General features: G+C 58.6%; 17 protein-coding genes, 1 tRNA gene and 1 pseudogene. 10 read left to right on the forward strand and 9 right to left on the reverse strand.

The genetic code is table 11. The features are described 5' to 3' along the window. Positions 1 to 146: 146 nt before the first annotated feature. Positions 147 to 335 carry a hypothetical protein gene (locus BJA_RS08075; protein ID WP_028170338.1) on the forward strand — a complete coding sequence of 63 codons (189 nt, stop codon included), beginning with the start codon at positions 147 to 149 and terminating at the stop codon, positions 333 to 335. Positions 336 to 749: 414 nt separating this feature from the next. On the opposite strand, the gene BJA_RS08080 is transcribed toward BJA_RS08075, so the two are convergent. Further along, on the reverse strand, positions 750 to 1,154 hold the full coding sequence (locus BJA_RS08080) for a hypothetical protein (RefSeq protein WP_161170732.1): 405 nt from the start codon (positions 1,152 to 1,154) through the stop codon (positions 750 to 752). Positions 1,155 to 1,277: 123 nt separating this feature from the next. On the opposite strand from BJA_RS08080, the gene BJA_RS08085 reads away from it, so the two are divergent. Next, on the forward strand, positions 1,278 to 2,249 hold the full coding sequence (locus tag BJA_RS08085) for a Ku protein (protein WP_011084404.1): 972 nt from the start codon (positions 1,278 to 1,280) through the stop codon (positions 2,247 to 2,249). Here BJA_RS08085 and BJA_RS08090 read toward each other — a convergent pair. After that, on the reverse strand, positions 2,236 to 2,472 hold the full coding sequence (locus BJA_RS08090) for a helix-turn-helix domain-containing protein (RefSeq protein ID WP_011084405.1): 237 nt from the start codon (positions 2,470 to 2,472) through the stop codon (positions 2,236 to 2,238). The two genes, BJA_RS08085 and BJA_RS08090, sit on opposite strands and share 14 nt — an antisense overlap. A 98-nt stretch (positions 2,473 to 2,570) precedes the next feature. On the opposite strand from BJA_RS08090, the gene BJA_RS08095 reads away from it, so the two are divergent. Continuing rightward, the gene (locus tag BJA_RS08095) at positions 2,571 to 3,014 is read left to right on the forward strand and encodes a hypothetical protein (RefSeq protein WP_014498101.1); all 444 of its coding nucleotides are present in this window, start codon (positions 2,571 to 2,573) and stop codon (positions 3,012 to 3,014) included. A gap of 288 nt (positions 3,015 to 3,302) precedes the next feature. On the opposite strand, the gene BJA_RS08100 is transcribed toward BJA_RS08095, so the two are convergent. The 7 genes from BJA_RS08100 to BJA_RS08130 form a co-directional block, all read right to left on the reverse strand. Continuing rightward, entirely contained in the window at positions 3,303 to 3,902 is a 600-nt protein-coding gene (locus BJA_RS08100; protein ID WP_011084407.1) for a hypothetical protein, read from the reverse strand. 72 nt (positions 3,903 to 3,974) lie between these two features. Then, positions 3,975 to 5,069 carry a DUF3800 domain-containing protein gene (locus BJA_RS08105; RefSeq protein WP_038968049.1) on the reverse strand — a complete coding sequence of 365 codons (1,095 nt, stop codon included), beginning with the start codon at positions 5,067 to 5,069 and terminating at the stop codon, positions 3,975 to 3,977. A 944-nt stretch (positions 5,070 to 6,013) separates the two neighbouring features. Continuing rightward, the gene (locus BJA_RS08110; protein ID WP_202557266.1) at positions 6,014 to 8,434 is read right to left on the reverse strand and encodes an AAA family ATPase; all 2,421 of its coding nucleotides are present in this window, start codon (positions 8,432 to 8,434) and stop codon (positions 6,014 to 6,016) included. A gap of 12 nt (positions 8,435 to 8,446) precedes the next feature. Next, positions 8,447 to 9,016 (reverse strand): hypothetical protein, encoded by a 570-nt coding sequence (locus BJA_RS08115; protein WP_011084410.1) that lies wholly within the window; start codon positions 9,014 to 9,016, stop codon positions 8,447 to 8,449. Next, on the reverse strand, positions 9,013 to 10,725 hold the full coding sequence (locus BJA_RS08120; protein ID WP_014498099.1) for an SIR2 family protein: 1,713 nt from the start codon (positions 10,723 to 10,725) through the stop codon (positions 9,013 to 9,015). Before BJA_RS08120 ends, BJA_RS08115 begins: the two co-directional genes overlap by 4 nt. Positions 10,726 to 11,598: 873 nt before the next feature. Beyond that, positions 11,599 to 11,674 (reverse strand) — tRNA-Ile (locus tag BJA_RS08125). 106 nt (positions 11,675 to 11,780) lie between these two features. Then, positions 11,781 to 12,541 (reverse strand): IS5-like element ISBj2 family transposase gene (locus BJA_RS08130; protein WP_110115815.1). Its coding sequence is split into 2 segments (ribosomal slippage): positions 11,781 to 12,202 and positions 12,202 to 12,541, totalling 762 coding nucleotides; the frame shifts between segments, so codons are not numbered across the junction. Positions 12,542 to 13,156: 615 nt separating this feature from the next. Between BJA_RS08130 and BJA_RS08135 the strand changes: the two genes are divergently transcribed. The 7 genes and pseudogenes from BJA_RS08135 to BJA_RS42585 all read left to right on the forward strand — a co-directional run. After that, positions 13,157 to 14,524, forward strand: coding sequence for an NtaA/DmoA family FMN-dependent monooxygenase (locus BJA_RS08135; RefSeq protein WP_011084416.1), 1,368 nt, complete (start codon positions 13,157 to 13,159; stop codon positions 14,522 to 14,524). A 32-nt stretch (positions 14,525 to 14,556) separates the two neighbouring features. Next, entirely contained in the window at positions 14,557 to 16,245 is a 1,689-nt protein-coding gene (locus tag BJA_RS08140) for an ABC transporter substrate-binding protein (RefSeq protein ID WP_011084417.1), read from the forward strand. Beyond that, on the forward strand, positions 16,242 to 17,204 hold the full coding sequence (locus BJA_RS08145; RefSeq protein WP_011084418.1) for an ABC transporter permease: 963 nt from the start codon (positions 16,242 to 16,244) through the stop codon (positions 17,202 to 17,204). Before BJA_RS08140 ends, BJA_RS08145 begins: the two co-directional genes overlap by 4 nt. Beyond that, positions 17,201 to 18,082 (forward strand): ABC transporter permease, encoded by an 882-nt coding sequence (locus tag BJA_RS08150; protein ID WP_011084419.1) that lies wholly within the window; start codon positions 17,201 to 17,203, stop codon positions 18,080 to 18,082. Before BJA_RS08145 ends, BJA_RS08150 begins: the two co-directional genes overlap by 4 nt. Next, positions 18,079 to 19,806, forward strand: coding sequence for a dipeptide ABC transporter ATP-binding protein (locus BJA_RS08155; protein WP_014498066.1), 1,728 nt, complete (start codon positions 18,079 to 18,081; stop codon positions 19,804 to 19,806). The genes BJA_RS08150 and BJA_RS08155 overlap by 4 nt, the downstream gene beginning before the upstream one ends. A 288-nt stretch (positions 19,807 to 20,094) precedes the next feature. After that, positions 20,095 to 20,277, forward strand: a complete 183-nt coding sequence (locus BJA_RS08160; protein WP_014498065.1) for a hypothetical protein — start codon at positions 20,095 to 20,097, stop codon at positions 20,275 to 20,277. 751 nt (positions 20,278 to 21,028) lie between these two features. Continuing rightward, a pseudogene (locus BJA_RS42585) lies at positions 21,029 to 21,178 on the forward strand (TrbI/VirB10 family protein); the annotation flags it as partial. Positions 21,179 to 21,406 lie beyond the last annotated feature (228 nt).

A 21,406-nucleotide genomic window follows, 5' to 3' on the forward strand; every position in this document is an offset into this window, starting at 1 on the left:
TCTATATAAAAGAGTGTTGTGTAGTCCTTGCCCGCAATGCGCTCGATGATGAGTCGTCCGCGGGCGCTCTCTCTGCGCAGTCCGGAAGCGGTCATCGAACCATCGGGGAATGCCACGGCCGCTGCTACAGCAAGACGGAGTGGATCGTGCAGACCAACGCCCTTCGGGCGCTTTGTTATCTCGATCATGTTAGCCGAATCGCGATCTGCGAGGGACTAACGGTGATCGAGCTTTATGCGGGCGGCATCGACGCGATTCTATTCGTCGGAGGAGTGCGCTTGCCGAGAAGCAAGGGGCAGATGTGGGGATTCGAAATGTGTGGCAACGCTGAGTAACGGCAACGTTCTGCTCAACGCTGCTGCTATTGCGAATCCTTCCGTTGGTGCTATCCGCCTCGAGATCGCCAGTGCCCATTGGCACATACAATCAACGCGCGGGCGATAGCTCAATTGCGACGAGCTGCTGTTTGAGCCGATATGGGCCGGCGCGGAGAAGGCTTGGTGGCGGCCGCGCCAACGTCGTCCTAGGTGCGGGTATCGATCACTTTCGTGATATGCCTCATTTAACTTTCAGTCCAACTGGTCTGTGGTTGCTTCGCTCGCTTGCTCGGTGAACGCACGCAATTTGGACGAAGCGTAATCATAGGCTTCGGGTTGCCGAGCTCCTTGCCAAGGGCTTTCCGGTCGCCGCCGGAGAGCGGCGTCGGGTGATGCTTCGGAGCCATCCGGGGCCGACGCAGGGGGGATCGGTCAAACCGGCCCGAAGGCCGGCCAGCAACCGTCCTCCTCGTGGCGGCCGGTTCGGTTCTGGCATGTGTTGTCCAGCAAACGGTGCCCGACCTCCTTCCAGCTCGCCTGTTGCCCGTAGAGACGGGCGGCATCCGCTTTCTGGATCTCAACAATGCGCTCGCACCTGCGGCAGGAAACCCGCAGGACATGCTGCGGCATCTCACAGAGGCGCTGGCCGGGGCTCGAACGTCCCGAAACCGCGGCCTGGTCATCGGCATCATCGAGGAGGGCATGCCAGTACTCGTCCGGCATGTCGTCCTTGGGACCGAGCGAACGCTCCCTCGCGGCTTTCTTTCCCATTGAGGCGGCTAGCTTTTCCATTTGCTTCGGGGTGGGCATTCGCCAACTCGCAGGCCGATCGTTCATCCCGGAATTAGAACATAAAGAGAACAAAAGTCGAGTCCGACGAAGGGAGGCTGGCCGAATTATTTGCCCCTGACATTGTCGGAACCAGCCGCTTTCGATCGTCTTGAGTCCGAGCCGTCCAACATGGAGTTCTGCGTACACGGCCCCCGTGCCAATTGGAAAGGCTTCCTGCGTCTGTCCCTCGTGACTTGTCCGGTGGCGCTGTACCCAGCGACTTCTGAGTCCGAGAAGATCTCCTTCAATCAGCTCAACCGCCAGACAGGCCACCGCATCAAGTACATCAAGGTGGACCAGGACACGGGCGACGAGGTGCCTAACGAGGACATCGTCAAGGGCTATGAACTGGAGAAGGGCCAGTTCATTGAAGTGACGAAGGAGGAGCTCGAAGAGATCGCGTTGGAATCGACCCGCACGATCGAAATCGATGAGTTCGTCGACAAGTCAGAAATCGACCCGCGCTACCTGATCCGACCCTACTACCTTCGTCCGGACGGCAAGGTCGGCCACGACGCCTTCGCGGTGATCCGCGAGACCATCCGTGAAATGAACAAGGTCGCCATCGGCCGCGTCGTGCTGACCAATCGCGAGCACATCATTGCACTGGAGCCGATGGACAAAGGGCTCGTGGGAACGTTGCTGCGTTACCCCTACGAGGTCCGCAGCGAGCAGGAGTACTTTGACGAAATCCAGGATGTCAAAGTTACCAAAGATATGCTCGACCTCGCCAGGCACATTGTGAACCAGAAGGCAGGCACGTTCGATCCCGAAAAGTTCGAGGATCACTACGAAAGCGCACTGGTCGAATTGATCAACCAGAAGCGGGCCGGAAAGTTGATCCGCCCTAAAGAGCGGCCAAAGGGTGAGAACGTCGTTGATCTGATGGAGGCGCTACGGCAGAGCGTCGGGAGAGAGAAGGCGACGGAGCCTGCAAATGCTCCGAAGAAGTCGGCCAAGAAGCCGCGCAAGGCCGCAAGCGGTCAGAAGGAGATGTTGATGCCTATCGCCGGCAAGAAGCAGGCAAAGGAGGCAGGTGCAAAAAAGCAGCCGGCAAGGTCGCAGCGTCGGTCTGCCTGGCTCGGCCCTAACGTTTGTTGAGTTTCCGAACGACCTCGGCGGGGTCAAAGCCAATGGCTCGCCCCAACTCGATCAGCTCAACGACGTCTATTCGACGTTGCCCAGATTCAAGGTGGGTTACCCAGGATTGGTAGACCCCTAGTTTGTTGGCGAGATCAACCTGACGGAGTCCCGCGCCCTTTCTTAGCTCGACCAACATGGCGGCAAGCTTCTTTTGAATGGGCGAGGTAACCGTCTTGGGCATCTGGCCTCCGGAAGGGGGCCAGACACATAGAACGACTTTTCAGATACCGATAAATTAGGTATTAGCGGAGGGAAGCTTACGTTGACGGAGTTAAGTTATTGGCTCTTGCTGCTCGACAAGCAGTTGAACCCTTTGCCGAACGCGTATGTCTCGGAAATGCGGGAACGGCGGATGATCTTTATCGGTTTGGATACAGAATCAGTGAGACCGGGGCCATTGTCGCGGCGATCGAAATTCCCGCTGAGCTCTTAGAAGAAGCAATTTCATCCAACATGGCGTTGTCGTGCAGGCTTACCCCGGACGGCGATCTGATTCCTGAGTTCTCGTTTGAACGCGGTAGGACTTCTTCGAATGGAGCTCTCATATTGCCGATTGATCAACTCATCCGCGCGACTTTAACCCCGCAAAATCTTCACATGGACGAAGCAACGATCGTGAGCTTGACGACCATGCTTCAAAGACTGGAAGCATCGGTCAACGTCGTAAGAGATGCTCTGGCTCGTTGTACTGATAGAGCGAAAGATCAAAGTTTCGAAAATTGAGTTTCGAAGCACGGCTGAAAAAGAACTGGCCAGGACAGCGTAGTCTCGCGGCTGCTGACGCGCTTTCGTCGGAACGATTGGCCGTACGTACTGGCGCTAGTCAAAGAACGCGCCCCGCTGGACTTGCGGCGATACGTCAACCAGTGGGTGCAAGGGTCATCTCTTGATCGACGCTACGTTCTTGAAGCCGAGCGCCGGCTCCTGTCGTTTCGTATGGCCCATGGCGGCGAACGGACATCCTCGAACAAGCGAAGCAGGTCCTTGTGACCATCGCTTCGGCTATCTGGGTCAGCGCGCGGTCTTGTCGCTCCTCTTCGATCGATAGGCCTCGGCGGCCTCTTCCTTCGACTTTAATGGCTTGGCGTCACGATCGGCGCCACGCCGGTACCACGTATTGAACGATTCTTCATAGACCCGCCCGTGCGCCTGATCGACCGCCGTCGTTTCGAGCGATGCGATCAGTCCTGCGGCCTCGAGTTCGAATCTGGTCTTGTGGTCTTGCTCGGGATTGCTCCTAAGAATGTCGACCCATGACCTGATTTGCGCATTTGCGAAGGATGCGTCCGGGTCATGCGCGAACTCGTTTCGAATCTTTCGGATCGTGTGAAGTGCTGTGCATTCGTCTTCGTTGATCAGATGCAACGCGCGGCAGAGATTGATCTTGCCCGAGAACGTGCCGAGCGGTGGCGAGCTGCCCGCGAAGAGCTCTGTTCGCGCCTTTCCTGGTGCAAGATACGCACAAAGCACAAGTTCCAGCGCGCGGTCCAGCTCAGCTCCGACCAGAACCGCCATGCCACGTTCACTCTCGACGCCGAGCGTCCGTATCAGCTCGTAGTTGCGCTTCCATTCCGGGTCACTATTGATCAGTTCTTGATAGGCATTGGACATGCTCGTCGCCAGGATTGGGTTAGAGGGAGTCCCTGCGCAGGGCGCGATGCTGCAGAATGCCTCACACGCGTCTCAAGGTTTGGGCTCCGGCCGTTTCGCACGCATGTTCTGCGTCAAATATTCGAGTGCGATATTGCCGTCCCAGCCCCGTCGACCGAGGCCTTCAGGCGTCACTTCCGGGACCGGCCACATCACACCTGTAAAGAAATTCTCGATCCCGGCCGCGCCAAGGCGATCGCGGTAGGCGAGGTGCTCGGCATCTGTCTTATCGAACCGCGCGAATGCCGAACACGCGCCCGCCAGAACGTCGCAAATTTGCAACTGCTTCTCCTGCGCGGAATCGCCAAAGCGCGTTTGCGTGACGTTCATCGGAAACCGCGCCACCGTGCCGGGGTTCTCGAACTTGGCCGGCGGCATAGTTTCCGCCGAATAGGCGTCCCATATCCATTTTTGCTTGGACATGTTGGAGGATTGGTCGTGCACGACGCTCCACGGACCACTGTGCCGTTCGGTCCACATATGACCGAGCTGCACGAGGCCGGTCAGCGCGATATCGAGCGCGCGCTCGGGCATACGGCGTACGTGATCGTAGCCGAGGAGCATGAACGACACGGACAGATACCTTAAAAGCTCTTCTCGGGTGGGATCGCCTGTTGCGTGCCGGCGCGCCTTCTCGATCAGGAGCTGGCACTCCGTATATCGTTCCAGGGTTCGCGTACGGAGCATGCGCTGGAAATGTTCAAGGACCTTTCGCCTGAAACCTTTCGACCAGTAGGATTCCAGACAGAAATACAGCATGTTCGCCATACCATGATTTGCGCCGTCCTTATACAAGTTCAAGCCTGCCTCGTAAGCAAGGGGCTCCATCCACCAATCGACGATCAACGTCATCATGGCGAATTCCTTGTGGGCGATCCACGCCCCGGCGCGCAGAGGATCCTGCGCAAGTATCCCGATGAACTCGACGATCCTGTCTTGGTGACGGCCGCCGCGCGCGAGCCGGCTATATTTGAGTTCGGTGCTGCCCAGACCGCCAAAGGTCGAAGCGATGAGTCGATCCGCCTCGTCTTCGCTGAGGTCGTTGGTCGCCTGCAAGAAGATCGGCTGGTCTGCCGCCAGGAGGTCCTTGCCGGTAAAGCCTGTCTCGTCGACGTAATAGGTTCTCATAACCGATCGCTTGCAGTGCCATCTTTCTATCACGGGCCGTGCGGAGGATTTGCCTTGACCGCAAGAGTTTGCGACGGCGCCGCCGCTTAGCTCGGCTTAGGTCCCTCTTATAGGTCGCCATCATCACCGCATCGATCCCAGCCTCCGATTTGTTGCGCTCGGCGAAGTTCTCGTGGTCGTACGTGTAGCTACGGACCGAGATGATCTCAGGGCCCCTGACGGCCCGCGATGTCCAATGCAGCACAGCCGCATCGTCGCCATACCCCGCTTCATGAACCATCGTGGAAATGCATGAAAAATCAAGCCTCACGCCCGCGACTTGTATGGCATCGATATAGAGCGCCTCCATGTTTTCCGGAAGCGCAACCTTGGGCCAGCTTGCCCTGAACCGAAGCGGCTGGATGCTGTTCACGCCCGAGCCTCAGATTATCGCCGGGATTTTAACTGTGTTTATTAGGGGCGCGTGCGAAGAGCCGGCGCGAAGACGGGGCAGTATGTCCGCCTAATGGTTTATTTCAGACGTCGGGCGCTTTGGCGTCCAGCAGCTTCAATGGCCTCGCGCGTGTACTGAGGGCCTTTCTTGCGCGTGTATTGGCGCGCAGCAGGGCAGTGACCGTCAGCTTGCCGTTGATGTCCAGGAGTTGAGCTCGTCCCGCCCGTCTTGCCCTGCCGGATCTACCGTATTGCTCAACACCTGCGGCCACCGCCACGACAGCACGTCGAGCTCCTTTGCTTCCGCCGGCGTCTGATAAAGGCAGCCCTTCACTAAAGGAGTGTCGGCCGGCCCTGCTCGCGGCGCGGGCGCGCATGCTCCGCTGGTAGGCTGCACGTTAGTGACCGCTCGAACCTGTCGCGGCCGGAAGGCCGCGCCGCGGAAATCGCAGCGCTTGAACTGGAGCAACATGCTGCGCTGCAGGCCGTGGCCGGCAAGGCTGGCGTCGCTTTCATGCAGCGATTGCGCGATCGGGCCGAAATGACATCAGACTCCAAGGCGCGGTGGTCATTCCATCCGAATCTCGCCCTAATTCGATCGTAATCAAACGATCGCCGTTGTAGGTCGGGCTGAGCTCAAGCGTGAGATAGTCGAAAAGCTGTCGATCGTGCACCGCGATAATGATCTGGCGCCCATGCTGCTTGAGGGTACGCAGCAAGGCCGCAAATTGGGCAATATGCACGTCATCCATGCTTTGAACTGGGTCATCCAGAACCAACCAAGGCAAGGCTGGAGAGACCGAGAGATGAAGTCCGAGAAAAAGCGTCAGCGCAGCCGTATTGAGGTTGCCGGCACTCAACATAGCTCGCGGATTTCCACCTTTTCCGCCCGATCGATAATGTGTCTCAAGGACAGCTTCGACGGCTCGACCAGGAATGGACGGCAACGCGAAAGCCGGAACGAACGCCTCGTCCGGCGCAAGCCGAATAAAGAGGTCGCGCCACACAGCATTGAGCTCCTTGTTAAATACGCGCCGCGCCTCGTCTGCTCGTACCGCTTGCGCTTGGGCCAAGAGCCCCTTTGCTACGGCAATTCGGCGCTCCGACTCCTGCCGTAGCGCTGTCGTGCGCCGTTCGTCCTCGAACGCTGTCGCCAGGTCGATTGTGGCGTTATCGAGCTCGCGCTGATTTACTTCCAACTTGTCAAGCAGCCGCAGAGCTCGGTCACCCTGATCGCCCGACTTCGCTTCTTGTGCTGAACGATATTGAACCTGCGTGAGTATCTCATCGACAATCTCTTCTAATGGAACATCTGCAGGAAACGGCTGAAGTGACAACCGTTGCCCATAGGAGACGAGCTCCGCCCTCAACCCCGAGATCGAGGAGATCCGGCTTCTTAAAACGGAAAGTCGCTCCGCCGCCTGCTTTGCTTCCTCCCAGAGGCGCCCGCCGTTGCTTGCAGCATCTGCAAGACTATCGAGCGCATTCATCCACTCCGTCAGATCCGCCAATTCAAGTAAGATCGCATCGCGCCTATCATTGGGCAGGCGGCGAGCGAACAGATCCGCTTCTTGCCGCTGTGTCGCTACGACAGCCGCTGCGGTCGTTGCGCGGTCCCTCACCAACGCCTCGACGCGCCCTGCCACCGCCACCAACCGAGCAACTTCCTCGGATACATGAGAAGCTAGTTGTTCTTCGGAGATTTCAGCAAAATTACGAGAGCAGACGGGACATATCTCGTTCTCAATATGAGAGGAAATCGTCGCGAGCGCTTCCGCGAGCGCACGATTTGCACCTCCAGCATCTGCAAGCTGCTCATCGATGAGCTTCAGGCGCCCTTGCCCCTGTTGCACCGACACCTGCGCGCCCGACAACGAGCGAATGATCTCATCGTCGTTAGTCAAAGCCGTTTGAGCGCGACTTAGAGCAGAGCTGACAATTGCCAACGCTTTGGCGTGCGCCGTTGCTGGGCTGACGTCCACAGACACAACATCGGTGAACTTCTTCTGTATGCTTCGCAGCAGCACCTCGAGTTGTTGACCAGCGACGCTGCGCCAACGCGCAAATGCGTCTCGCGTAGCACTGCTCACCTGCTCTGCCGCAATCCGCTCTCCCTCCTCTTCCGACGTGCTGGCCTCAAGTAGCTGAGCCTTCGCCGCCGCAAGGTCTCGTCGAATTCGCGCCAAATCGGCGAGCTTCGTCTCACGCTCCTCGATATCGCTCTTGACGACGGCTCGTAACGCTTCGATGTCAATTGGACCGTCAGCAACAAACTGAGGCCCAAGCAATTCACGGAGATCATTCTCGGTCTTGATCATCTCGTCGCGGCAAGCTTGTTCGATCTCTGTCGCCTCGTCGACGCCCCGCTCCAGCATTGGAGCATCGGCTCGAGCCGCCCAAAAATGCGGCGCGCTTTCCCTGAAACGCCGCACGTCACCAGCGGCATGCAACCCGTCAATGAGGGAATCCAACGCGTCCAATCCGAGCATTTCCTTGACAAACCGAGTGAGAGGCGATGCCGTGTCTCGGTTGTCTTGGTGTTCGTAGATCTCCAACAGGCGCCCTAGAGTGACCTGCGCGAGATAGCATCTTTCAAGGTAGAATCGCGATTGGTCTCCATCCAAAAGCGCGGATCCGACGATCGCTTGTCCGTTGATCTCCAGAGACGCCTCTGTCTTTGATCCAACGCCTTCAGCCTGGATCGATACGCGTCCCAATCCATTCTTGGCCAGCTTGTGCGGCAAGTATGCCATGTAGTCGCGATCGAGGCGTGCGAGCGATGGCACACTGCCGGTTAATGCCAGTTCGATTGACGAAAGCAGGCTCGTCTTGCCGGTACCGTTCGGCCCATGAATAAGCACTGCCGGCGCATCAAGCGAGACCCCGGCTGGCCCGCGGATGCTGCGAAAATCCTCGACCTTTAGAAATTTCAAGCGCGGCGCCACCTATGGCTCCTTTTCAGACAAGAGATCTTCGAGGAAGGGAGCGTCGATCGCGTCTGCCAAATGCGACGCCACCCTCAGCACGCCCGCAGACGCAATTTCGACGAGCTCGAGCGCAAGCGGATCGTCAAAGCCTTCTAGAAGTTTCGCGCGGATCGCGATTGCCCTATCTTCGCTCGCCTTTGGCAAGGTCAACGGCAGCAGTACAGCCAGCCAATTGAACAAGTCCTGTTCGCCGGCTGTCTCTCCCACCGCTAGCACGCGCGCATGGCGAGCCAGTGCGGACAGCGTCGACGATTCCGGCCGCGGCCCAACGACAATAAGCGTCAACGGCCGACGCGAGCCCATCATATCGAGGGCGCGGCCAGCTCCCTCGACGACCTGCTGCAATCGCGCGGGTGTTTGGGCGAGTGAATCTCCGACCACGATAAGATCCGGGATCGGCGGTTCACCCACGAAGGCCGCAGCCGCGTCTATCTCAATTCCACCAATTTTCAAGGGCGTAGGGACGCGCTTGAAGTGCGCCGCTTCAAGCACGCTTGCGACGCGCTCGACGGGAATCGTCGTAGTCATACAGCGATCTCCGCTCGAAGATTCTTCAAAATCTCGTCAAGACTGTTGGAAGCGCCAGACAATCTGGACAAGCTGATCTCCCGCCGCCTCCTTCGCAAAGTCCGACCAGGTGGTGAGGTCGGGTGTCGGGCAGCACGCGCAGGCGCCTCATGGCTATGCAAGATAATAGTATCACTATCCTCTGCCGCGTATCCACCGGCAATCAGTCGGCTCGCCGATTGATTGTTTGCTGCGAAGAAGACTTCTGCAGAGCGCACCGCGCCGGCGAGCCGCAGCGCCCCACCCCCGGGATCGCTCAGGCCGCTCACCCTGCATTCCCAGAATCCCTCCGTCGCTGCGAGTGCCACGAGGGCAATCCCCAGTGCAAGCTCTTGAATCCCCGAACTGGAAAATCCGGGCTCGTGTAGCGATTTCGGGACGCTCGACATCGAGAGCGGACTATACAGCCCAGCGGCCGCATTGATTCGCCGGCCATCCCGAAAAAAGTTCATAGCGCGTCCCGCGAGCGAGAGCGCAGTCACCATGAACTGCTCGTACTGGTCCGGCAAGGCAGTTGCCGCAACCCCATTACGCAAGGTTCTCAACGCCGATCGCAACCGAGACTTCTCCGCGGCCGTCAACCCGGATGCTGATCCTTCAAGGAATGTTTCGAGCTTCGAGCAGACGACATGTAGCCAGAGGGCTGGCAGCAATGATCGACTGTAGGCCCGGAGCAAGGCCGACTTTTCGATTTCCTCGGACTTCGCAACATAGTCTGTCTTATAGAAATTCTGCAGAAGACTGAGCTGATCAGCCCCGACGGAATTTTCTGAAAGAACAACCGCGGGAGGATGAGTTGGGAACGATGCCGGCAGACTCTGCTGCGCGACGACAAAGATGTTTTGAATATTCGTGTCCTGCGCGGACAGCCCCAGCATCAATGTTGATTTTGAAATCGCAAGATCCAGGAGTTTGCCGGCTATGACCTTGTTTTCTGCCTTGTCAGCCCAGCCGTGGATCTGCGAGGCGCGACCAACGATGCGCTCTCGGTATCGCGCCTCGTCCTCGCCTCCGAGGACGGCGCAGCCATGAAATTTGTAGAACCTGGCCCTTGCGCTACTGTCCCTGACGTCCTCGGGTAAAATCCGGACCTGAAGCAACCCCACCGGAGAGCCTGCGATTGCGACAATTGCTTTTTCGATGAGCGCGTCCCAATTGGCGCTAGCAACATCAGATGCGACGCCCTCTGCAATTAAGGCTGCCAAACCGAAATGTTCCGGGCCAGGCGTAATTGAAGGGTCGCCGTAGCGTTCAACGACCTTTACCGCGTCCCAGACAAGATAGTCTGGCAATTCTCCCTGCGGATGCTGGTCTAGCATTCGCGAATAAGCGCCGGTCAAATTCTTCTTGATCCGGCCGAAGATCTTCCAGTCTGTTGCCGACTTGGCGTAGTCAATCTCCTTCCAATCCTCGGGCGAAAGGATCAAGTTAAGAATGCGGTCTAGGCTCCGGCGAAACTTGCAGGCGGCGTTCGTAGAATCAATCCGAATGCGCAAATGCTCGAGCACTTCACCAGCGACGCCCTCAAGACCGGGAAGCTTTCCAAGCGAGACGCCCGCACCGAGCCAAATCGCGTATTGATCATGCGCGATCCCGGCCGCAAACTCAGCGAAATCACCATCCAACAGAGCAAGGGTTTCGACGATCGTTATATCCAGGGCCGTCGGCACGGTCAGATATCCATGTCTCGTGGTCGAGCAAACGCGCATTCCATCATCACCGCTAGATCTCTCCCTCCCGTGCCTGCTTCGTTCATTCGACTACCGCATCAGCTTGGCAACTTACCTCCTTGTTAGCAAACCTTTTTGTCCTTTGAAACTGATCCGGAATTGGCTCCTTGTAACGGCCGACGATTCATCGAGACCTTCGAACCAAACCAGCCAGTGCCCGAGCAGCGCGGACGATAAAAGCGGATCGATCTGAGAACATTTACTCCGCCGAACAATCGTCAATATCTTCCAAAATTGTGCTGCTATTCAGAGAAGCGTCAGACGTCGACGCATTCGTTAATGTTCGGAAGCGACGATTGCCTGGTTCGAGACTCTGAACGCGAGCTTCCATGTTGAAAAGTGATTCGGTCAGGTCGGTATCTAGATTGTCATCAGCACTGCAGAGGCAGGGCCTGAACCGCCTTCGTATTTCACGCAGTCGTAATGAAAACTTGGTCAAATTTGGTCGGGGGACGATCGTAGGTGACTCGCCCGCCGCCCGGCACTGCGTCTCTTTGGCCGTCGCAGCGGTCCTGACTGATGAGGTTCAAGCACAAATTCGATGCGGGTCTATAGGTATGTCTTTCGGTACGGGAAAATGGGCGTTGAATTTCTGAGGTTCATACGTTTCTTGATCAGCTTCTCCGTCGGAGCACCATCCAACCGATGAGTGAACGACGAATACATCCAAGATCAACCAAGTCGGTCCGGCGCCATCAGGTGGATTGCAGTGTGCGAACCCGCGTGCGAACGAAAAGTGCACGTATCTGGTGCGGTTTCTGGTGCGGTCGTCGCGCTGAGGGCAGCGGAGAGCAAGCAAATTATTGATATTCTTGGTGGGCCCGGCAGGACTCGAACCTGCAACCAGACCGTTATGAGCGGCCGGCTCTAACCATTGAGCTACAGGCCCCGCCGCTGAAAGGCGACCGCGCGGCGGCGCCGGGATCGTCTACAGGTTGGCCGGCATTCCGGCAATCCCATATCGCTTCAAGCGAAATAGGGACTAGGGTCCAGACTCAATTGAGCCAATATGCGACGAGAGCGGCGAGATGAACAGCGGCCAAAAAATTACGGGCGAGCTTGTCATATCGCGTGGCGATGCGCCGGAAGTCCTTGAGCCTGCAAAAGCAGCGTTCGATGACATTTCGTCCTTTGTAGGCGCGTTTGTTGAAGCGATGGATGACGACACGGTTAGATTTATTGGGGATTACGGGCTTGGCGCCACGACGAATGATTGCGCCGCGAAGCTTGTCGCCATCATACCCTTTGTCGGCGAGGAGCACGCTCATGGGTGGCGCGAGCGCCAGGACATCGGGAGCCGCAGCGATATCGGCATCCTGGCCTGGAGTCAGATGCAGGACGACCGGCCGGCAGAGCGGATCGCTCAGCGCATGGATTTTTGTCGTGCGGCCTCCGCGCGAGCGGCCGATTGCTTGATTGTGCTCCCCCCTTTTCCGCCGGAGGCACACCGGTGAGCTTTAATCGAGGTCGAGTCGAGCGACAGTACGACGCCGTCTTCGCCAGGCTTGGCCAGCGCTTCGAAGATTGCGCACCATCGTCCTCGCTTGGCCCAGCGATTGAAGCGATTGTAGATCGTCGTGTAAGGGCCGTATTCACGTGGACAATCACGCCATCGTGCACCCGATTGCAGCATGTGAATGATGCCGCTGACGATGCGTCGGTCGTCGTCCCGATCCGGCCCCGTCAGTCCCCTCGGCAGATGCGGTTCGATACGCGCCCATTGCCTGTCGTTCAGCCAAAACAAACCAGCGCGCATTCTCTCGCCCCCGAATCAACACGTAGGCAAGAGAATCACGTGGCGCTATTTAGGTACAGACCCAGCTCGCAGTCGGCATTCAGCTTTGCAGGTCAAAGCTCGCGAGCCGCCGACCGGTCGAGGATCCTGATCCCGCGTTGCGTATTGTCGCCGTCGGACGCAGAATTCCTGAATCGAAAGCCCGAAAACAAAGAACTTCGACTTTGGCTCTACCGCGGCGAGCCGAAACAGTAGCGCGCGCTCAATCGGTCAGGGAACAGGCGCTCGTAGGCGGCAACACACGAGGTGCAACCCTGCGATGGCGCTTGAATTCGGCGTCCGGGAGCTCGTTTTTGTAGCGCATTCGTGTCCACGCGACTCTGAGTTGGTCGCTGCGTCGGTCCGTCGATGTGATGCAAACCAGATAGATGGGGCTTCTCAGTCACGGAGTTTATCGTTCCGCGCCATGAGGCATTCCCAACAGAAATTAATTATCTGGCGGCACGAATTGAAACAGGCATTCTTATTTTTCCTCCGCGGTTGACGCTGGTCGGCTACTCTACAATGTTGGAGTGCCATGACGCGTTCATGGCTACCGAAAATTGAGAAGAGTGCGATGCCGTTTTTGACCTTCCGGTGCACCTCTACACGAACCGCATGTGCCGCGTGATGACGTCAGTGCTTGAACGTGAGCTTCACCTTGGCTTGAACCTGCATGGCGCTGGGGGACATACCGCAGCGTGGCGGTGGCCCGGAAATTCTCCCGGCGCATTTTACGATATTGAGCATTACGTACGAGCCGCGAAGCACGCCGAGCGTGGAAAGCTCGACGCGGTTTTCCTCGCCGACACGCCAGCGCTCGATCCAGCAATCGACAAACACCCGCCGCTCAACGGCATCGAGCCGACGATTACACTTGCCAGCATTGCCCGAGAAACAAAATTTGTCGGCCTGATCGGCTCGGCATCCACCACCTACAACGAGCCATATAACCTCGCGCGCCGATTCCAGTCGCTTGACGTTGTCAGTGGCGGCCGTGCGGCCTGGAACGCAGTTACGACGTCCAATGTCTATACGGCCAGGAGCTTTGGCGGCGACGAGCTGTCACGTGATGACCGCTATCGCCGCGCCGAAGAATTTGTGGAGGCGGTGCGAACCCTTTGGCATGGCTGGGGAGAAGGCGCTATTATCCTGGATCAGGCCGCGGGGCGGTTTGGTGATCCGAGCAGGCTGCGGACGACGAGGCATGCCGGCGAGTTCTTCGACATCAGCGGGCCACTGACACATCCCGGCTCAAGACAGGGGCAGCCGGTTATTTTCCAGGCCGGCGGATCGGATCAAGGGCTTCAGTTCGCGGCCCGAAGCGCCGATGCCGTGTTCTCATCGACAGGCGATTTGGAAATCGCCCTGCGCGAGGCCGATCGCCTCAGGTCGTTTGCTTCTCAACATGGACGACGGGCGCCCCTTGTGCTGCCGGGTATCGTCACGTTCGTCGGCGGAACCGAAGAGGAAGCAATCAAGCGCAAGGCGGAGCTTGACGATCTAATCAACTTTGACGTTGCCCTTGATGCGCTGGCCAGTCGTTTCGGCTTTCCTGCCGAAAGGCTGAAGATCAACGAGCCAATCGACCTCAGCTTACTGCCGGGACATGCGGACGCTGCTTTTTCCATTGGCCAGCATCGCACTGTGGAAGCTCTCGTGCGCTCCGGCAAAACAGTCCGCCAGATCATCGTAGAGGCGCCTGCTTACGGGCACCGAGTGCTGGTCGGATCGCCGGAACAGATTGCCGCATGCTTCGAAGAGTGGTTCCGGGCTGGCGCAATCGACGGGTTCAACGTCATACCTGATGTTCTGTCCGACGGTACGCCTGCGTTCGTCGATCACGTTGTTCCCGTTCTTCAGCGGCGCGGCTTGTTCCGCTCGGATTATCGCGGCGAAACGCTGCGCGAGCACCTCGGCATCCCACTGCAGGGCGAGCGCACCGACCAGGTCTCCGCCGCCTGAGTGCTTCTCCTTTATCACATTCGGAGCTTATCATGTCCAAGCCGGCTGCCGCTCATGCGGCGTTTCTTCTCAAAAGTCTGAATCGTCGTGTGAAGTCTCGCGCCGCAGTCATCGCCATCGCGATGTCTGGCCTTTCGATTGCGGATCCGGTGCACGCGGAGGGCGCTTCGGCTGGCAAGCCGCAATCGGGTGGGACTATCCGGTACGGACACTTCCAGGAGCCGCCGTGCCTCTATGGTGGTTGGGTGCAGCAGTGGTACCTTCAGCGTCAATTCAGCGACAATCTGGTCGCCAGGGCTGAAGACGGAAGGATCCTGCCTTGGCTTGCGACCGCCTGGACCATCTCGGATGACCGCAAAACTTACACCTTCCAGATCAAGCCCGATGTCAAATTCACGGACGGGACGTCTCTGGACGCCCAGGCGGTCGTCGATAATATCAATGGATGGCTGAGCGACAGTCCGGAGCTCGAGAACCCCACAGCCGGTCCTTATCTCAGGGGCATCTTCGAGTCCGCGGCGGTTGCCGACCCGCTGACGTTCAAAATCACGTTGAAGACGCCGTTCGAGCCGCTGCTGAATGTCTTTGCGCAGTCCTCGCAAGGCATCTTGTCGCCGACGGCGCTTAAGCGTGGCAAGGCCGTGAACTGCGAAAGCCCAGTTGGTTCGGGTCCGTTCATCGTAGAGAAATGGAACCGCGGCAGGAACGTCATATTCCGTCGAAACCCAAACTATAATTCGGCGCCGGCCACTGCCAAGCATCAAGGCCCAGCCTATGTCGAAGGAATTGAGTGGCGTTTTCTCGCTGACCCCACGATACGCTACGGCTCACTTCTGACCGGCGAATCCGACGTTGTCTATCATATCCCTGCCGTCAACTGGCAGGATGCCAATTCCCGGTTCAAGATCGTGCGCCACCTCACGGGTGGAACGCCGCTTCGGCTTGCGTTGTTCTCCGAGAGACCGCCGTTCGACGACGTGCGTGTCCGGCAGGCTTTTGCTTACGCCTCGGACCGACGTGCTGCCGTGCAAGCGGCGTTTCTTGGCTCACTGCCCTATGAGGGCAATTTCGCTTTGAGCCAAAGCTCGCCGGAATATGTCAGCGAGCTCTCAAAATCCTATTCCTATGACATCGAGAAGGCGAACAAGCTGCTCGATGAGGCTGGCTGGGCGGAGCGCGATGCAAACGGCATTCGCAGCAAGAACGGCAAAGCGCTGATCATACGCATCACCTACACCAATGCCTTTTCGCCTCCCGACGGCGATCAGGTCCTGCAGATCATCCAGCAGCAAGCGAAGGCCGCAGGGTTCGACGTGCGGCTCCAGCCGACCAACCAGGCTGATTTCTGGGCAGGAAAGAATCTTGGTCCAAATGACTATGAGGTCGTTCCACTGTATTGGGTTGCGCCTGGCGCCGAGATCTATCGTATTTCGTACAAGCCTGACCTGAATGGTGTCCGCAATCCCTTCAATCCATCCCGCTATCAGGATCTGCCCCTGTGGGACATCATTCAGAAGGCTGAACAGGCTGGTGACAAGGCGCAACGCACCGCGCTTTATCAGCAGGCGGAACGGCGGATTATCGAGAACGCGCCGTCCCTGAGCTACACGGTTTTGGACGTCACCCTCGCTTTAGCCGATAATGTGAAAGACATCTGGCTCGACAGCGGGTCGGTGGGCGAGCCCGTTTTCTCGGACGCATATTTCACCGACAAGAAATGAATGCGGTGAAGACGATAGGCCATCAAAGCCTTTGGCTAGCGCGCCGGCTCTTGTCCGGCCTGATCGTGGTTTGGGCCGCGGCGACATTCACCTTCTTTGTGCAGTTTCTGATGCCCGGGGAACGCGCCCAGATCATCTTCAATGCAAATAGCGGAAACGTGGGAGAGATTCCTCGGGACCAGCTACTCGCCATCAATGCCAAATATGGCTTCGATCAACCCGTCTTCGTGCAATACGGAAAGTATGTAAGGGATGTGATGCACGGAGACCTTGGGCAGTCCTACGTCCAATATCAACCTGTCACAGACCTGATTGCGCGCCAGATCGGACCAACGATTGCGCTCGCTTTTGCCGCCATGTTGACCGCCTGGATCATCACCATCACGACCACGGTTCTTTTCGCCGGGCGTAACAACATATGGTCCAAGGCGCTAGGCGGGTTTCAGGTCTTCCTGGCAACCCTGCCGCCCTATTGGCTGGCGACAATCCTGCTGGTCGTTTTCGCGATCCAGCTTCGCTTGTTTCCTGTCGTGGGCGGCAACACCCTCATGGGCCTCGTTCTGCCTACGATGGCCCTGGCCTTGGAAATCTACGGCTTCCTTGGTCAAGCGGTCTTGAGCGGATTCACGCGGGTTCTTGATCAGCCTTTCATCACCTCATCGAGAATGCGCGGCACAGGTGATCTCAGCCTCCGTCTACGTCACGCTTTGCGCCATGCGGCCTTGCCGGGGATCACCCTTTCCGGCTGGATCATAGGCAAGCTGCTGTCGGGCGCCGTATTGATTGAAGCGGTCTTCGGCCGTCAGGGGCTCGGCGGCGTCCTTGTCGCAGCATCGTCCACACGCGATGTCCCGGTCGTGTCAGGGGTGATCCTGGTTTCAGCTGCGCTGTTTGTCGCCGCCAGCTTGATCGTGGATCTCACGATACAACTCGTCGACCCGAGGATGAAAGAGGCATGAGTTTCGCCAATGGCTCCCCGGGACATACAAAAGCGTTCATCACTGCAAGAGTGCTGACGGGCGCCCGTATGTTTCCGGTTCCGGTCTATATCGCGACTGTCTTCACGGCCTTCTTCCTCATCGCGGCGATTGCGCCGAAACTGCTTCAGACGCATGATCCGTTGGCGCTGAGCTTGATGTCACCTCTCAGGGCCCCTTCATTGACGCATTGGCTGGGGACGGACCAGTCCGGACGGGATCTCTATTCCCGCATCGTGGCGGGGACAGGTCAGTCTCTCTCCATTGGGCTGGGTGCGACTGCGCTCAGCCTTGCCATCGCGCTCATACTCGGCGTGACGGCGGGCCTGTCTGGCGGCTGGATCGACAACGTGCTCAGCCGGCTCTTCGACGCCCTGTTCGCTCTCCCCACTCTGTTCCTTGCGCTTCTCTTCGTTTCGTTGTTGGGCACCTCGGTCTCGACACTGATTATCGCGGTCGGCCTTGGAACATCGCCAGGATATGCACGCATGGTGAGGGTGCAGGTTCTGAGGGTCAAAGCTACTGGTTATGTTGAGGCGGCAAAGGCGTTAGGCCACTCGCCCAGGGGCATCCTGTTCAAGCATATCCTCCCCAACGCAATCAGCCCGCTTGCGACAATGTTCACGCTCGGTATCGGGCAAGCCATCATTTGGGCATCCGGCCTTTCGTTTCTCGGCTTGGGAGTTGCGCCCCCGTCATCGGAATGGGGCGCACTGCTCAATGCCGGGCGCAACTACGTAATCTATGCATGGTGGCTCGAGGTCATGCCCGGGATCGCCATCGCTACCTTCGCGCTCTCAGTGACTGTCATCGGCCAGTACGTGCAGCAACGCCTGGAAGGAAGGATCGAGCTTCCATGAACGTGACCTATCCCGCAGCTTCCTTCCGGCAAAATGCCACAAAGCCCCCGGCTAGCGACCCGTTGCTCACCGTACAAAACCTCAACGTTTCCTTCGGGCCGGCGCATTCGCGGCGAGCTGTGGTCAAGGGGGTCTCTTTCAGGGTTGAGGAAGGCCGGTGCGTCGCGATCGTCGGTGAATCGGGATCAGGCAAAAGCGTTACGGCCCGGACGCTGGTTGGTCTGACCGGGGCGCGATCTCATGTCCAAGCTGACCGCCTGACTTTTCAGGGGAAGAATATCGATCGACTCGGTGACAGGGAATGGAGAGCCTTGCGCGGCAAGCGCATTGGCTTTGTGTTACAGGACGCGCTGGTGTCGCTCGATCCGCTGAGACCGGTTGGCAAGGAGATCGGTGAAGCACTAAGTGTTCACCGTGCAATCAGGACACGCGCAGACTTGACGGAACGGGTAGTTGAGCTTCTGAATCTCGTGGGCGTGCCCGAGCCGGCGGTCAAGGCGCGGCAGCTTCCACATGAGCTTTCAGGCGGGCAACGGCAAAGAGCCTTGATTGCGACGGCAATCGCACTCGATCCAGCTCTTTTGATCGCAGATGAGCCCACGACGGCGCTGGACGTTACGATCCAGGCGCAAATCCTGGATCTGCTCAGCGAAACCCGCCAACGCGGCAAGGCCATGATTCTCATCAGCCACAATCTTGCCGTGGTATCGCAGATGGCCGACGAGGTTATTGTGATGCGACACGGCGAAATCGTCGAGCATGGCTCATCAGAACAGATTTTTGGTGACCCGAGACATGATTACACGCGGGGCCTCCTCAAGGCGATCCCATCCGTCCGGTCACGCGGGAGCCGTCTTTCGTCCTCGACGGCGCCGCGCTTCATCTCGGCTGAAGGAGAGACCAGAGCGCTGACCCAGTCGAATATGGCACAGCGTTGTAGTCCCCTGCTTGAGGCGGAACGGCTCGTCAAGCGCTTTCGCGGACCGGATGGCAAGCTGCGTACCGTCGTCAATGACGTCTCGTTTCGCCTCGGCCATGGAGAGACGCTAGGCATCGTCGGCGAGTCAGGGTCTGGGAAGACGACCGTGGCACGCATGGCGCTCGCGCTCGAAAGGCCGGACCAAGGAGAGGTGACACTCGAGGGTTCGCCGTGGACTGCAGCGACTGAGAAAGAGCGCCGCCAGCGGCGATCGGATATCTCGGTCATCTACCAGGACCCACTAAGTTCATTCGATCCGCGTTGGACCATCGAGCGTGTCATTGATGATGCCTTGGCCAGACGTAGCGGAAATCCCCTCGACAGAGCCAGTCGACAATCGGAGGTCAGCGAGCTGCTTGATCTCGTGGGTCTGTCACCAAACTTCAGGACCGGGCGTCCACTGGAACTGTCGGGCGGTCAACGCCAACGGGTTGCGATCGCGCGCGCAATTGCTCCGCGCCCCAAGATCATCGTGTGTGACGAGCCGGTCGCGGCACTTGACGTATCCATTCAGGCGCAAATTCTCGATCTGCTTGGAGATCTCAAGTCGCATTTGCGTGTCAGCTATCTATTCATCTCGCATGATCTCGGCGTCGTGCACCACCTCAGCGACCGCGTTCTTGTCATGCACCATGGCGTGGCCGTCGAAGCCGGTGGAGCGGACGACGTATTTTTACGGCCTTGGCAACCCTATACGAGGAAGCTGGTCGCGGCCGTTCCACAATTGCACTTCCAGGCGGCATAAATTTCAGAGGCCAGCCGCACATGTCGGCTCAGCGGGAGGGTGACTGCGCGGGCCAGTGCTGTGGAAGGCAGGAATGTCGGGCCGTGTCCATGCAGCATCCGCGCTGGCTGAAACCCCGTCCCCCTGTTCGGACCATGCAAATGCCCGTCCTCGAAGGGCTCCACTGCGAGACGTCAATCCACAAGATGCGACGACCGATCAGCGCACCGGGTCAGGTGGGTCTGGCGTCGTTTGGGCGACTCACGTTACCCATCATTCCCGACCACATCACTGCACAATGGGAATGAAATGTTTGCAGCAACCCGTGAACTGCCGGCCTCTGGTTACGCACTTGAAGTGGATGGCCGACTCAAGGCCGAATTTGCAACCAGAGACGGCGCCAGGGCAGGCGGAGAAGAACTCAAGAAGCGCTTTCCCATGCTTCAGATCAGGATCTATGACGCGCAGACGCAAGCGCGCGAGGACATCTAGATCCGCGGACTGGCGGATTTTTCCGATTCGCGTGTGCGGCTTCCGCCGCACCGGGCTCTCGTGGACCGAGCTGCCTTGCGTCTCGGCCGCCGTGCGGCGTCGATCCCTCGCGCTAGGAGATGCGGAGCTCCCCGCCGGGGGCACTCGGGAAAGGGGCTCGCCTCTCGGCGATCGCTATCACTGCCCCGTTCCCGGGTGCCGCTATTGAACCGGTCTCGTCGCTGCACTCGGACCCGCGTGCCCCTTCGGGTCGCTATGCTCACGCTCTCCGGGTGCCATTTTGCCTTGAGGCGATGCGCCCTTGGCGCACGCCTGGTAGGTTTGGGCCCCAAGGCACCTAAAGGCCAAGTCCCGAAGAATGAAATAGAAGGCCGAGCGCGTCGCAGATTTTGCATTCTGTCATCTGTGTGCGTGCAGCGCGCTCGCTAACCGAACCACGCGGCCGCTTGGTCAAGTGGCGTCGCTTCCGTCCGAAGAGGCTGAGAATAAGAGTTTTGGCCGGGTTTGCCGTGACGGGTCACAGGCCGCGAGAGAGGCTCGCGGCGCCCGCCGCGGAGATCCGCGATGCCCAGACACTATCTTCGGGCGTGCACTGGCGAGGACCAGACAAGCCTTTAAGGCAAAATCACCACAAAATTATCGGCGAGCTTGAAGCCGGCCACGTGCCGTGGGTGCAGTCTTGGGGGAGCCCAGAGGCGACGGCGTGCTTGGCCATGCCGAGAAGCGCCACGACTGGCCGTCAACATAGCGGCCTCAGGGAGCAAGGCTCATCGGCGGGTACCACAGCCAGGTCGCTTTTGGCCAGTCGCGCGTTCTGCTGGACTGGACGAGGCTGATCATGCCGAACGGACGTTCAATCGTCTTGGAGCGGCAGCCCGGCAAGGATGCAGCAGGCTATTCTGAACACAGCAGACTGTTCGAACCCATCGGAACCGCGGCATTGATACCGCACATGCTGGCTGGCGCAGTCGAAAACGGTCGGTGCGAGTACGAAGTGGTCAACGCAGAGCCGGTCGGGCCCGGGAAACCCCTGGCGTTGATTCGGAAAGCTCAAGCTGAGCAAGCGTCAAGATGAGCGGTGGCCAACGGGCCCGCGCGGAGCGCAGACCTGTTGACAGGGGCTATGGAG

The organism is Bradyrhizobium diazoefficiens USDA 110 (genome assembly GCF_000011365.1).
In the GTDB taxonomy this organism is placed as follows: Bacteria; Pseudomonadota; Alphaproteobacteria; order Rhizobiales; family Xanthobacteraceae; genus Bradyrhizobium; species Bradyrhizobium diazoefficiens.